This window comes from Legionella quinlivanii, assembly GCF_003265995.1.
Lineage (GTDB): Bacteria > Pseudomonadota > Gammaproteobacteria > Legionellales > Legionellaceae > Legionella_C > Legionella_C quinlivanii_A.
In genome coordinates this window covers 69,777-83,206 of record NZ_MVJN01000003.1, presented here as the reverse complement: position 1 = coordinate 83,206, position 13,430 = coordinate 69,777, and the positions used below count along the sequence as shown (strand labels likewise).

The following is a 13,430-nucleotide window of genomic DNA, read 5'->3' as shown; positions in this document are numbered from 1 at the left end:
CCAGCCCCATATTAACAAATGAGGTGATATCATGTCAGACCGAACAATTCAGAATTCAGAGATGCTTAATCAAATGCTCGGATTTGAATTGGTTCGCCGCTTTGACGATGCAGAGGCGCCTTATGATATAAAAGAGCTCGCCGCGAACCGCGACTGGCTGTCGGTATTTCTAAACTATCATCGAAGCAAACTTAGTCTGACCAAGGGTGCAGAATATCGATTTCTAAATCCTGAGCAGCTTGAAGTCGAGAAGAAGAAGCTTAAATTCATCCAGGAATTATTAAGGTATCAGACCTATCTGAATTTTCATGAGAACAGGTTCCATCCTTTAAATGATTTGAATGATGATTATCTGAAATGCGAGCAATTGCTGCTTAAGATCGAGCAAGTTCAGGCACCGGAAGATGAGCTGGCGAAAAAAGCGCAGCTTGATGAAGCGATTGAAGAGAGCCCTGACAAACCTGCCAAATATCTCGGCTTCACTGTTGGGAAATTCATTGCCGATAAAATGGCTGAAATTGCTGATGCCAAAACCGGGACTCTGATCGGATGGATGAGTGACGTCAATGAGCGAAGGCTATACTGGGTGTGGGGCGGCGGCATGCTCAGCTCGGTTATTGAGATGCTGCCTGATGATTTCTACCGCAAGGCGCAGGCGCAAAAAGGCATTGCCGCCCCTGCTCCGATTACCGGTTATATGAGCTGGGTGCTTTACTACACCCGTTTCTCCATCAATTTAAGCTTATTGCTCAAGCACACTATCGCTGGCCCCTGGATGAGCGCTGAAGAGCAGAAAATCCCGGCCTGGGAACGGTTTAAAACCCAATGGAATCAAAGGAAGTTCAGCTTGCTGAATGACTCCATCTGGGGCTTGGCCAATATGGCCTGCTTTTTCTGGCTCAAAGGGCCTGGCGCTATGGGCATGGCCGGTAATCTGGCAACTATGGGCTTATTGTTAATGGATTTTAGTCTTTCCATCTGGCGTTTTTATGAGGAAAGTACCGCCTACAATAAAAAAATAACCGCTCTGTATGAAGCTTATGCGCGTTTGGAAGAGCATTTGCTCAAAGCCAAAAAAACCGCCACGGCTGATCCGGCTCAAATCTCAGAATTAGAGAAGCAAGTGCGCGAAGCAAGGAATTTAATCATGCGCACTGAGCTTGACTGGAAATATAAAAAGCTCGGCATGATTAACGACATGGTGTATGCCGGTGGACTGATGGCAGCTTTTTGTGTGGCCTGCTGTTTTTTCTTTCCGCCAGCCATGCTTGCTCCGGCGACCTTTATGATGATCGGTTTACTCGGCGCCAGTCTTTGTTTTGTGCTAAATGCGGCCTATGCCGGTATTGCTGGGGCTTTGGATGTTTCCAAGTCCAAAGCGCTGAGCAAACAGGATCATTTTGAAGCCCGGGAGTTACTACAGTTATTTAATGCTTCAACGGATGAAAACGAACGCAAGGCATTGTTTCTGGAGATGAAAGGTCTGATGGTTGATTCCGATTATCAGGAAAGGATGGTGCGTTTCCAGAAAATCAAGCTGGTTCGAGCGATATTAATTGACGCTCTGATCCCGGCCGTGATCTTTGCGTCCTTAATTTTTATGCCCTTGGGAGCGGGTATTGGCATAATGGCGGCGGGTTTTGCAATAGCGGCTTTATCGCACATCATTCTCAAGCAGTTCGAGCCTGCAAGAGATGAGCTGCCTGATTTTGATGAGCCGCTGGCTTTGGAATATGATGAGTTCTCTGCTAACCCGGCTCGCAAGGTAGAGGATTTAAGCCCGCTGAAAATTAAAAAATCGCCTGTTTTATTTATATCGGGCAAGGGTTCTTCTGAAGTGAAGGAAACAGAGAACTCTGAAGCCGAGCAGTTGCTGACGCCAAAAAGTGATTTGAGCACTCTTAACTGACTCTATTCCTTGTGGCTATCCAGGGTGAGGAGCACTGCCATTAAGTTAATGAGTTTTGCCTTTCCCGCGAAGGCGGGAATCCATTCCTCAATCGACATTATAGCCAGTTCAGAGATGGATCCCCGCCTTCGCGGGGAGGACAATTTATATACAACTGAGCTTAACTTAATGGCAATGAGGGTGAGAAGGTAAGTCGTGTATTCAGGTTCACTATTACATTATCCCACAACTAGGCTACAATCGTCCTGAATTTAGCGTTTGAGACTTACCTATGAGAAAAGCAGTTGTATTATTATCGGGGGGCCTTGATTCAACCACTTGTTTGGCAGTTGCCAAGGCAGCAGGATACCAATGTTTTGCCTTAAGTTTTTCCTACGGACAGCGTCATAATTCTGAAATTGAGGCTGCAAAGCGCGTGGCGGCTTGTTTCAAGGTTGCTGAACATCGCATTGTGAATCTGGATATTAATCAATTCGGGGGCTCCGCCTTAACGGATGAGACGATAGAAGTACCGGATTACCAGCCCACAGACAGTATTCCGCTGACCTATGTGCCTGCAAGAAATACTATTTTTCTGGCCATCGCCTTAGGCTATGCAGAAGTAATCGGTGCCAATGACCTGTTTATTGGAATCAGTTCAGTTGATTATTCAAACTATCCAGACTGCCGACCGGAATACATGGATGCCTTCAAAAAAATGGCAGGCCTGGCAACCCGGGCTGGGGTAGAGGGAAATCCTCTGGAAATTCATACCCCGCTTATTCATCTGAGTAAAGCCGAAACGGTCCGATTGGGCGCAGGGTTGGGGGTCGATTACGCCTTGACAGTGTCTTGCTATCAGGCGGATGAGAAGGGAAGAGCCTGTGGACGATGTGATAGCTGCACTTTCCGGCAAAAAGGGTTTGTTGAGGCTGGTATTGCTGATCCCACCCTGTATCAAAATAATTAGCCAGGCCTGACAGTTTTGAGTAGTAGATGGCTCTATCCTGTGCCAATTAATAGCCGTTTGTTTTAAAATCACCATGAATTGGTTGTATTTTAGTTCACTTGTGCAAATAAGATTGCTATCATGATTCCGCGTTATTAAGTCAGGTTCAATTTAAGGGGCTAACAATGGGTAAATGGTTGCGCAGACATTGGAAATTGCTGACTGCTGTTTTATTGGCTCTGATCGCAGGGGCGGCAGTGGGATGTCTGGTGGCTTTTTTCCCGCCTGCCCTGCCTGCAATTGCGAGTTTTGCGCTGTTTAGCGGCTGGCAGCCTTTTGCGTTCCTCTTCTCTTTAAATATGGTGCCTGCCGTATTTGCCTGTGCTGCTATCGCCTCCGCCGCCGTACTGCTTTTTTCAGCTGCCGCCAATTTTTTACATTGGGTGATTCAGAGTCTGGATCAATTAATTAATCCCCCTGATCTGGATGAAGTGCCCGATCTGACTGAGAGCGATTACGAGGATTTTTACGGGAAGACCAAGCCTGATGCCTATCTTCAGATATTGAAAGACCTTGATTTTGAGCCGGGTTCCAATCCGGAAACTGCTCCTGGTAAAAGTTGCTTTAGCCGCGGTAAAGATAACCTCTGGCAAAGCCAGCCTGTGACCAGAGAGCAGGAGCTGCTGCGCAAGCCCTTGATTCCCTAGCAAGGCAGAGTGCAAAACTGTTAATTAATTCATGTCATTTCTATAGCACAATAGATTATACTTGATAATTTTTTATGATGAGTGAAACGATGACAAAAGTGCGGAAACTTTTGGTAACCAGCGCGTTGCCATATGCTAATGGACATTTACATCTGGGGCATTTGGTAGAGCATATTCAAACGGATATCTGGGTGCGTACTCAAAAAATGCTGGGACACCAGTGTATCAGCGTCTGCGGCGATGATGCGCATGGTACACCGATCATGCTAAAGGCTGAGCAACTGGGAATTACACCGGTGGAATTAACAAGCATGATTCGTGAAAGCCATGAGCAGGACTTTAAAGCCTTTGCCGTTGACTACGATTGTTATCACACCACACACTCGGATGAGAATCAGGCACTTGCCAACAGCATCTATGAGCGTTTGCAGGCGAATGGCGATATCGTTAAAAAAACAATTCGCCAGTCCTACGATCCTGTGAAAGGAATGTTTCTGCCGGATCGCTACGTCAAGGGAACTTGCCCAAAATGTAAAACGCCTGATCAATACGGGGATAACTGCGAAGCCTGCGGAGCTACCTACTCGCCAACCGAGCTGCTTGACGCGGTGTCAGCCATTTCTGGTGTAAAGCCGATAGAAAAAGATTCAGAGCATTATTTCTTTGATTTGCCGCGTTATGAAATGTTGCTGAAGGAATGGACCCGAAAAGGCCACCTGCAGGCGGAAGTGGCCAATAAGCTTGATGAGTGGTTTGCTGCTGGTCTTAAGCAATGGGATATTTCTCGCGATGCTCCTTATTTCGGGTTCCCAATTCCTGGTGCACCGGACAAGTTTTTCTATGTCTGGCTGGATGCGCCAGTGGGTTATATGGCCAGCTTCAAAAAATACTGTAATGAAAGCGGCTTATCATTTGATGAATTCTGGAATAAAGACTCGACGACCGAGCTCTATCATTTCGTTGGTAAAGATATTGTCTATTTTCATGCCTTATTTTGGCCGGCGATGCTCGCAGGCAGCCAGCACCGCTTGCCGACAGCGGTATATACGCATGGATTCCTGACCGTAAACGGCCAGAAAATGTCGAAATCGCGGGGTACTTTTATAGAGGCCCGTAATTACCTCAAACATTTGCATCCGGAATATCTGCGCTATTATTTTGCTGCCAAGTTAAACGGCCGTGTGGATGATTTGGATTTGAATTTTGATGATTTTATTAATCGCGTCAATGCGGATTTGGTTGGCAAGATAGTGAATATTGCCAGCCGCTGCGCCGGTTTCATCAATAAACGCTTTGATAATCGTCTGGCCGATCACTTAAGCGATCCTGCTTTGTACCAGGAATTAATAAGCGTTAAACCAGCGATTATCGAAGCCTATGTCCAAAGAGATTATGCCAAAGCAATCCGCCAGATTATGGAGTGTGCCGATAAAGTCAATCAGTATATCGATAACAACAAGCCCTGGGTGCTAGCCAAAGATCCCGAGCAAAATGCGCAGGTGCAGGCGATTTGTACAATGGGATTAAATTTATTCCGTGTATTGATAACTTATCTGAAACCGGTGTTGCCGATGATGGCAAAAGAGGCTGAACAGTTTTTGAATAGCTCTGCCGAGCACTGGGATGCGATTGACACTCCCTTGACAGGACATCAAATTCAGCTGTTTAAACCTTTGATTACGCGAGTAGAGAAAGAAAAAATCGATGCCTTGCTGGAAGAAGGCAAGCAGGAAACGCCTGCAGCAGCCAAGCCGGCAAAGGAAAATGACGCAGCCCGGATTTCCATAGAGGACTTCAGTAAAATAGACTTGCGGGTAGCGCGCATTATTGCTGCGGAAGCAGTGGAAGGTGCTGATAAATTACTCAAACTGAAGCTGGATTTGGGCACGGAAGAACGGCAGGTTTTTGCCGGAATTAAGTCAGCTTATCAGCCAGATGATCTCATTGGCCGCCTGACAGTAATGGTTGCCAATCTGGAGCCTCGCACCATGCGCTTTGGTGTTTCCGAAGGAATGGTATTGGCAGCCGGTGATGGAAAAGGGATTTATCTGCTTAACCCTGATGAAGGCGCTTTGCCGGGTATGAAAGTAAAATGAAATCGCTTGTAGACGCTATTGATACTATTTTGCCGCAGACTCAATGCGGCGAATGTGGTTTTGCAGGTTGCATGCCTTATGCAGAAGCGCTTGCGCAAGGCGGGGCTGCGATTAATTTATGCCCACCTGGCGGTGTAGAAACGGTTAAGGCTCTCGGTAGTCTGCTGAACGAGGACGCGTCTCCCTACCTTGAAGACGCGCTTAAGAATACTCGGCAGCCGGCAATCGCTGTCATTCGCGAGCCGGAATGTATTGGCTGCACCAAATGTATTCAGGCTTGTCCTGTGGATGCTATTGTCGGGGCGGCAAAACTGATGCACAGCGTCATTCAAACGGAATGTACTGGCTGTGGATTGTGCGTGGAGCCATGTCCGGTTGACTGTATTGAAATGACCCCCATACCGGCAGCGGACTTTGATCGACAATTGTCAAGGCAGCGTTTTAATGCGCGCAAAGTCCGTTTATTGCGTCAGGAACATGAGCAGCAGCAAGCCTATCGCCAGAAAAAACAATTGGCCATTGCGGCAAAGAATAACCAGGCTGATGTTATCGCCAAACAGGATTATATTTTGCAGGCTTTGGCGAGGGTTAAAGAAAAGAAGAGCGAATAGAGGTCGTGGGGAGGGAGAGAGGATTTTAGGGTACGAACTCCTTTAAAACGTTAGACTAATTGAAAGACTTGTTCGCGGTATCCAAAGATTTACGCAGCACATTGGCCAAATCCTGGGCCACTAAATATAAATCCTTCCCGGCAGTATAATGGCTGATATTAATCGTCAGAATCACATCACTCTCTTTCAGCCAAATCATCATTGCACTAAACCCAAGGGTTCCGCCGCTATGCCACCAGGCGTCTTCCCCAAAGGTTTCTGAATCATGAATAATCCCCAGTCCATACTCAACGTTTTTAGCCAGAGGAAGGGACAAGCTGGTCGGCCGGACTATAACAATATCTACAATATTTGGCCATAGATTATATCCGCAGGAATTGCAGGAGGCTTAAGAAATCACAAAAGAGGTAAAGGTATTCTTGCTGCGGTTCTAGGTTCCAATGTGGTCGCCCTATTAGATGCTTCAGGCTTCTTAATTCAAGTTAAGCTTGCACACCGCATCTAGGTTCTGGCTCCATAAGTAGGCTGTTAGCCGAGCAAGAATACCTTTGTTATATTCAGAATATGCTTTGAAAGGGATTAATGCAAATTTGGTTTTGTTAATTATTTGCAAAGTTCACATTTAAACCAGATCTTTTCCAAAGGGATCGATGCGCATAATTTTTCTGGCCATGCGAATCATGGCAGCATTGTAAACAATATTAATGCCGATATAACAGATAATAGCGCCGTCAAGGCCCAGCCAATTAATTAATATCAGGCAGCAAAACAGCTGGAAAACTAATAAATCAATGGTCAGTTTTGCTCCCACTTCACTGCCCTCATGGGAATATTGAATCATCTTGGACAGGGGCATGGAAATCGCGTAAGTCACTACATTGATTAAACAGAAGTAGGTGTAAGGAAGCGCATCGATAAAATCAGATTTATACCATAAAAGAATTTGCCGGGCAGAAAGGCCTAAGATGGCAACCACGACTAGAGAAATGGCAAAACAAATCCACAGGTATTTCCGCATCACTTTTTTCAGATGCTCACGGCTTTGCGCAAAGGCCGCGGAAATATCTGGGCCAATGAGAATTCCAATCGGTGCAATGGCGATAAATCCTAAAGAGACAATGGAGCTTACCGCAGAAAATAATCCCACTGAGCGTTCATGCTGTCCCAGCCATTCAATGATCATTAAAGGAATTGCGGTAAAAATATATTTATTCAAGTTCTGAACGGTATAACCGTAAATTTTTCCTTTCCATTCCTGGCGAAGCTCTGCTGATTTTTTGTAGCGTTTGAGCGCACTGCGATTTTGAATGGCAATTGACAGCAGCACAATGACTAAGTAACTGGCGATAAAACCAATCAGCATGATATGCGGAAAATATCGGCGTTCATGCTGAAAAAAATAAGGGTAAATATAAAAATAAATAAGCAGACTGAAAATAAAATAACACAGGGTCTGCAGTAAACTCATGATAACTGCTGTGCGCATATAATCGATGGCGCGGAAAAACTGCAGATAAATGTTGTATAAGGACAGTGCGACCGTGCCCCATATAAATAAAAACAGCGGATGACTAATATCAAAAAGCGTCAGGCTACTGATCACCTGACTTAATACGGTCAAGGTTAGAGCCATCAAAAGACCAATCACCAGAACAGTTATATATACCGGTTTCAAAAAACCCTTCATAGAGAAAGTTAAGGTTTGAATTTCGCTATACTTTCGATGAATGAATAGTTTGGGTACGTAATAAGCAATGATGGAATCAATACCCAAAGTAATTAGAGTGGCTAGCAACAGCAAGGCATTGGTGGCGACTGTAAAATCGCCGAACAACTCTTCTCCGGCATGGCGGGCAACCAGCATGTTAACCACAAACAGCATGAACTGATCTGCAATGATGATGAATAAATTTAAGCCAAAACCCATAAGCTGAGAGAATGATGTACCTGAAGGTACTCTACTGATCAAGGCTGCTAAATTCAAGTCATCTGCGTCGTCAAGAGATAAATCAGTTGGGCACAGACGATAAAAGACTAAGTCATATTCATTCAGAATTCATTTTGAAATAAGGGAGTTAAAAGCTCCCTTATCCAGGGAGGGCAAATTATTTAAAAGGGTTCATATTACTGAGTGATGACCACAAGTCTGATACGTTTCCTATAGCACTTTCAATTGTACTGGTTGGTAATTTATATTCTTTTCCATTTATGTGACCTTTAAGAACTTCAAATGAATCGTTGAATTTAGTAGATGCCGATTCAGGTTTCGCCCTCGGTTTACGAAAAGAACTTTTTTCTTCTTCTTCTTTAAAATCGATATTATACAGAGCTTGTGTGCCTTTAAGTTTGACTTCAAAAACGACTTGTCTTAATACGGCCGCTGTAGGATCCTCATGTGATGAATAAGCTGACTGCTCTGCTTCTTCCAGGGTACGAAATAGCTTAACCTGATTGTTTGATTTAGGTGTAGCCTTGATTATTTCATTGAGGGTTACCTCTCGTGGAGTCGAATAATAAATGCTGGTAAGCTGGCGCCTGGTAATTGCCACACATCCGCCAAGGATGAAATAGGTATTATCAGAAGAAATAGCTTTTAAATCACGATTTCCTTTTTCAATATCAACCAGCACCTTGGTTCTCTTATCAAGGGTGGCGGTCTTTAGCAAATCTTTATTGCCAAGAAAAGATAGAATTCGCAATTGCGCATCATTTGGTATATCTGCATAGCTTGTCTTGTTAGCGCCGGCTTCTGCGGAGCCCTCTGATGAAGATTCTACTGTAGCTTCAGTCACTGGATTAAAATTTTTCATGTCATTGTCCTCTGATTAAATTCAAAACCAATGATATCTGGTCAAAATTAACTCAAAGTTATTGTCTTATGAAAAATTGGAATCCTGGCTTTTGTAACATGGACTAGGCTATAGTTTGACAATATAAGGCGTGGTTATTAAATGCGTACTTCATTATTAAGAGACTTGCTGGCTCATTTTTAAGAACTACCTTAGGATAAGGCGCTGGAATAAAGATGAATAGTAATGAATTGAAATCATTCCTGATGGTTTATGAGTACCGCTCCTATTCCTTAGCGGCCAAACGGCTATTTGTCACCCAATCGACTATTAGCAAACGAATTAATAATCTTGAAAATGAATTCAAGACAAAGCTTTTTGAAATAAAATCAAATATGGTAATGCCTACCATAGAAGGGAAATTGTTAATTCCCTATGCGCGTCTCATCTTGCATACCATGTTGGATGCTGCTGCTAATTTAAATGAACCTGACTTTAATTCCGTTCCTATTTATATTGGTGTTTCTATTTATCCTGCACTCCATTTCCTGCCGAATTTTATTGAGTTTTTAAAAACAAAAGGAAAGCATTATCCCCAGTTCCATATTAAGCAGATGGCAAAACAGGAATTAATTCCAGCATTACAAAATGGAATGATTGATTTGGCGCTAACAACCGAAGACTTGTCGATTGATCATTCGATTAAAAGTACCCGCCTTCAGGAGGAACCAATTGTTATTGTTGTCGCGTCTTCCCATCCATTGGCGAGAAAAAAGAAAATTAATCTTCAAACGCTGTCAAGGCATGGTTGCATACTCACAGAGCCTGGTTTTTCCATTCGAGAAAAACTGGAACGTCTTTTTATACAACATGGAATATCCTTGTTAATCGACCACGAACTATTTTCAATTGATTCAATACAAAAATTAGTTAAAACAGGAATTGCCTGGACTGCTCTTCCTGACTCTTATTGTGACCATGATTTAATCAAACTGGAGTTTAAGGATTTTTCTGAAAATATTACAACCTGTTGGTATTGCCCCAGAGGCCGCAGCGATTCAAAGATAATTCAATATATTGCGAGATTATTCAAGGAATCTCTTCTTTTCACAAGATGAATCCAAATACCGCTATCACTAGAGGAGTATTCTTTTTTGGAATAATTGGGAATACCTTTATTCATTTGCGCATAAATAGAGCTTAATGTGTTTGTCTTAAACTAAAACTCGAAATTAGTTTAGGAATAAATCATGAAAACTCAGCGAAATCTACCCTCTTCAAATAATGAACGAGCGCAACTCCTCAAAGACCCGTTTGGACTGCTGCAAGTGAGTCCAGCTTCCCAGCCGCTTGAGGATTTACCTCATCTCTTAAGACAGCATGATATGGCTGAAGTGGAAGTGGAATCAGATGAAGAACCTAAAGACCGGCTGATACCCAAAAGAATGAATTACATTTATATCGTTAATCCCTTGGAAATAAGTTCTGAAAATAATCATCTCGCAACCATAGCGTCTTTTAAACAAATATACCCTGATTACATCACCACCTTGTGGATTACTTCTTCAGCCTACACCTCAGAGCAGTTACAGAATTTAATCCAGTGGGCGAAAGTGAATAAGATCCACTTACTGGATAGTGGATTGTTAGATGGTCACATTGGTCCAAATGAGGGAATGTATAAACTGGAACTATTACGGCGCAATTATGCTGCTGCATCTGATCAGCTGCGCCTTGCGATTCTTTATCATTTCGGGGGGATTTATAGTGATGTGGATGTGGTGCCGGATCCTGAGCCGGATAATAGATTACCAGACGATTTAAACGCTCCTTTAGGATTTTATATTCACGACGGCGAGGTACGATTTACGCAATATAATCAACACCCGCTGGCATTATTTAAAATGGCTAAACAATTTAACGACAGCCCAGCATTCTATTGTCGAATGAGTTATGGAACGTCAAATGACTTTATTATGAGTGTGAAGCATTGCCCGATTATCACAAAAATTCAGGAAAAAATTGCTTCCAAGTATTTAACACCGGTAGCCGATTTATTAAAAGGGATAGATTGCAGAGATCCATGGGGTTCTGCTTCATCTAACCTTGATAAACCTTTGCCAACGCGTGCTTTTTTAAAACACTGGACCATAGAGGTCACAGGACCCACCTCATTGCATGACATCTATGAGCAGGAGCTGCCTAATCAGAATGAGGCTATTAATCAGAATGAGAATTTTCTGAGAAGCTTCTATTTTGCGAACGAATTAACCTGGTTGAAACTCGTAGAGAAACAAGTTGCTTTTCCTGGAAACGCCCTGGAGATTGGAGTAACAGCTCATACTTTATGATTTGATGGTAGAACCGAATGCGTTACGATTAGACCGATATATGGCTTTTTTAAGTCAAAACCAGATAATTGAAGTACTGAAGGTTTTATCGGAGCAATATCCCCGTGAATTAGAAAAAGTGAAATTTGTTTTCCCTTCCTCTGTTCACCCCTTTTTATTAGACAACGCAAGCCAGTTTCCGGCTTTATTGGCATCTGTTTTGACAGAAGTAAACCAATCCAATTCCATATCTGAAAAAACAGGAAGCCTTGTCGATGAGATTAAATCCGAGAAGGAAGTGTTATCTGGTCTAAGTTCAGAAGCTCCAGAGAATAATCATATTGGTTCTCAAAATAGATACGGTTTTTTCCAACCAGTTTTTGATTTCTTTGAGAAAGTAAACCCTTCACGATTAATTGGAGAAAATGTAAGACCTGGATAAAATTTTATTTGAAGCTGCTATGCCAGGACAATATGACTCGCATCGCTATGTGAAAGCGATCGGGTCATTGTCTGTTTCTTGAATCAGAATGTGTTTAAATTCAATCAATGAGCTACAATTTAAGTCAAGAATTAACAAAAATGAGTGTAATCATGAGTTATAAGGATACGAAATATCATCGTCTTGATAGTAAAATTCTAATTCTCGGGTTTGGCAGTGTCGGGCAGGCTATAGTGCCCCTTCTGCTGCATCATTTGGAGATGTCGCCTTCACAAATCATTGTTTTAACTCAAGACTCTATCGGAGAAGCCATTGCCAAAGAGCAAGGACTAAGCTTCGTTAGAGAACTGATTACCCGAAATAATTATCTTAATGTGCTCAATGATTTAATGAACCCAGGTGATTTTCTGATTAATCTGTCTACTGGGATTTCCAGCCATGATTTAATTAAATATTGCCAGCAAAAACACATTCTTTATCTCGATGCCTGCACCGAACCGTGGCTGGACGTCAAACCTAAGCAACATTCTTTTCATACCCGTTATGATTTGCGTCAGGGAGTACTCAAACTAAGAGAGGAGCATGGGCCTACTGCCATCCTTACCCACGGAGCCAATCCGGGCCTGGTATCGCATTTCATAAGACAAGCCTTGTGGAATATGGCTCAGGATAACGAGATTTCCTGTTCTCTACCCGCTACTCAGACTGAATGGGCAAAACTGGCTCATACACTGGGTATCAAGGTGATTCATATTGCGGAACGGGATACGCAAGTAAGTAATCGTTTCAGAGTACCGGGGGAGTTTGTCAACACATGGTCGGCGGAGGGCCTGATTGCGGAGGCCAGCCAACCCGCCGAGTTAAGTTGGGGAACGCACGAGCGTCACTGGCCGGAAGATGCAATTCATCACACCTTTACCAATGATGGGGCGATTTATCTTAAGCGTACGGGGGCAAGTACCCGCGTACGGACATGGACTCCTACTCACGGCCCTTTCTATGGCTTTTTAATCACGCATGCGGAATCCTTAACCATTGCAGATTTCCTAACGATAAAAAATGATAGGGAAGTCAGTTATCGGCCTACTGTTCATTACGCATATTATCCTTGCCCGGATGCTACTTTGTCGCTCCAGGAATACGAGGCAAGCAACTGGACGCTAGAGCATCGCAACCGCTTAATCATTCAGGATGTGGTGGAAGGTACCGATGAACTGGGTGTATTGCTTATGGGGAATAAAAAAGGAGCCTACTGGTATGGTTCCCAATTATCAATCCATGAAGCCAGAAAACTGGTTCCCTATAATAATGCGACCAGTTTGCAAGTCGCCGCCGGGGTATTGGCCGGAGTTATCTGGGCTTTAAAAAATCCAGACAGAAGCATTGTAGAACCCGAAGACATTGATTTTCAGTTTGCCTTGCAGATTGCCTGGCCCTATCTGGGTAAAGTGGCAGGTTACTATACCCGATGGACGCCGCTTGAAAACCGGCAGCGCTTATTTCCTGAGAAACTGGATATGAGTGATCCCTGGCAATTTCTGAATATTCGGGTGGAATGAGATCTTTTTTGCCAGATACTTGCTTTTTTCTGCACTCAGTTTAAAGTTGCTGCATAACC

12 protein-coding genes and 1 other RNA gene are annotated in these 13,430 nt (G+C 43.4%); 9 read left to right on the top strand and 4 right to left on the bottom strand.

All coding sequences use genetic code 11. From position 1 onward, the window contains the following. Positions 1 to 31 precede the first annotated feature (31 nt). From B1207_RS04110 to B1207_RS04090, 5 genes are all read left to right on the top strand, one after another. Positions 32 to 1,909, top strand: coding sequence for a hypothetical protein (locus B1207_RS04110; RefSeq protein WP_112218734.1), 1,878 nt, complete (start codon positions 32 to 34; stop codon positions 1,907 to 1,909). Between the two features lie 271 nt (positions 1,910 to 2,180). Continuing rightward, positions 2,181 to 2,858: a 7-cyano-7-deazaguanine synthase QueC gene (gene queC, locus B1207_RS04105; RefSeq protein ID WP_112218733.1), complete on the top strand. Its 678-nt coding sequence runs from the start codon at positions 2,181 to 2,183 to the stop codon at positions 2,856 to 2,858. 164 nt (positions 2,859 to 3,022) lie between these two features. After that, a complete protein-coding gene (locus B1207_RS04100) occupies positions 3,023 to 3,544 on the top strand; it encodes a hypothetical protein (RefSeq protein ID WP_112218732.1) in 522 nt (173 codons plus the stop codon). Positions 3,545 to 3,633: 89 nt separating this feature from the next. Next, positions 3,634 to 5,640 (top strand): methionine--tRNA ligase, encoded by a 2,007-nt coding sequence (gene metG, locus B1207_RS04095; protein WP_112218731.1) that lies wholly within the window; start codon positions 3,634 to 3,636, stop codon positions 5,638 to 5,640. Continuing rightward, positions 5,637 to 6,251, top strand: coding sequence for an RnfABCDGE type electron transport complex subunit B (locus B1207_RS04090; protein WP_112218730.1), 615 nt, complete (start codon positions 5,637 to 5,639; stop codon positions 6,249 to 6,251). The genes metG and B1207_RS04090 overlap by 4 nt, the downstream gene beginning before the upstream one ends. Before the next feature lie 55 nt (positions 6,252 to 6,306). Here the strand turns inward: B1207_RS04090 and B1207_RS04085 are convergent, their stop codons facing one another. From B1207_RS04085 to B1207_RS04075, 4 genes are all read right to left on the bottom strand, one after another. Then, positions 6,307 to 6,567 (bottom strand): hypothetical protein, encoded by a 261-nt coding sequence (locus B1207_RS04085; RefSeq protein WP_112218729.1) that lies wholly within the window; start codon positions 6,565 to 6,567, stop codon positions 6,307 to 6,309. Between the two features lie 76 nt (positions 6,568 to 6,643). After that, a non-coding RNA gene (gene ssrS / locus B1207_RS16210) (6S RNA) lies at positions 6,644 to 6,808 on the bottom strand. 65 nt (positions 6,809 to 6,873) lie between these two features. Beyond that, entirely contained in the window at positions 6,874 to 8,133 is a 1,260-nt protein-coding gene (locus B1207_RS04080; RefSeq protein WP_172458122.1) for a hypothetical protein, read from the bottom strand. A 223-nt stretch (positions 8,134 to 8,356) separates the two neighbouring features. Next, positions 8,357 to 9,061, bottom strand: a complete 705-nt coding sequence (locus tag B1207_RS04075) for a hypothetical protein (RefSeq protein WP_112218727.1) — start codon at positions 9,059 to 9,061, stop codon at positions 8,357 to 8,359. A 215-nt stretch (positions 9,062 to 9,276) separates the two neighbouring features. Here B1207_RS04075 and B1207_RS04070 point away from each other — a divergent pair, with 215 nt between their 5' ends. From B1207_RS04070 to B1207_RS04060, 4 genes are all read left to right on the top strand, one after another. Then, on the top strand, positions 9,277 to 10,158 hold the full coding sequence (locus B1207_RS04070; protein ID WP_112218726.1) for a LysR family transcriptional regulator: 882 nt from the start codon (positions 9,277 to 9,279) through the stop codon (positions 10,156 to 10,158). Between the two features lie 132 nt (positions 10,159 to 10,290). Then, a complete protein-coding gene (locus tag B1207_RS04065) occupies positions 10,291 to 11,391 on the top strand; it encodes a TcdA/TcdB catalytic glycosyltransferase domain-containing protein (protein WP_172458120.1) in 1,101 nt (366 codons plus the stop codon). A 40-nt stretch (positions 11,392 to 11,431) separates the two neighbouring features. Continuing rightward, positions 11,432 to 11,812, top strand: a complete 381-nt coding sequence (locus tag B1207_RS16065) for a hypothetical protein (protein ID WP_172458118.1) — start codon at positions 11,432 to 11,434, stop codon at positions 11,810 to 11,812. A 152-nt stretch (positions 11,813 to 11,964) separates the two neighbouring features. Further along, positions 11,965 to 13,371 (top strand): saccharopine dehydrogenase C-terminal domain-containing protein, encoded by a 1,407-nt coding sequence (locus tag B1207_RS04060; protein WP_112218725.1) that lies wholly within the window; start codon positions 11,965 to 11,967, stop codon positions 13,369 to 13,371. Positions 13,372 to 13,430: the final 59 nt, after the last annotated feature.

Coding starts and splice junctions, on each gene's coding strand:
- B1207_RS04110 (WP_112218734.1), top strand. CDS start 32: ATGTCAGACCGAACAATTCAGAATTCAGAGATGCTTAATCAAATGCTC.
- queC (WP_112218733.1), top strand. CDS start 2,181: ATGAGAAAAGCAGTTGTATTATTATCGGGGGGCCTTGATTCAACCACT.
- B1207_RS04100 (WP_112218732.1), top strand. CDS start 3,023: ATGGGTAAATGGTTGCGCAGACATTGGAAATTGCTGACTGCTGTTTTA.
- metG (WP_112218731.1), top strand. CDS start 3,634: ATGACAAAAGTGCGGAAACTTTTGGTAACCAGCGCGTTGCCATATGCT.
- B1207_RS04090 (WP_112218730.1), top strand. CDS start 5,637: ATGAAATCGCTTGTAGACGCTATTGATACTATTTTGCCGCAGACTCAA.
- B1207_RS04080 (WP_172458122.1), bottom strand. CDS start 8,133: ATGCTGTTTGTGGTTAACATGCTGGTTGCCCGCCATGCCGGAGAAGAG.
- B1207_RS04075 (WP_112218727.1), bottom strand. CDS start 9,061: ATGAAAAATTTTAATCCAGTGACTGAAGCTACAGTAGAATCTTCATCA.
- B1207_RS04070 (WP_112218726.1), top strand. CDS start 9,277: ATGAATAGTAATGAATTGAAATCATTCCTGATGGTTTATGAGTACCGC.
- B1207_RS04065 (WP_172458120.1), top strand. CDS start 10,291: ATGAAAACTCAGCGAAATCTACCCTCTTCAAATAATGAACGAGCGCAA.
- B1207_RS16065 (WP_172458118.1), top strand. CDS start 11,432: ATGGCTTTTTTAAGTCAAAACCAGATAATTGAAGTACTGAAGGTTTTA.
- B1207_RS04060 (WP_112218725.1), top strand. CDS start 11,965: ATGAGTTATAAGGATACGAAATATCATCGTCTTGATAGTAAAATTCTA.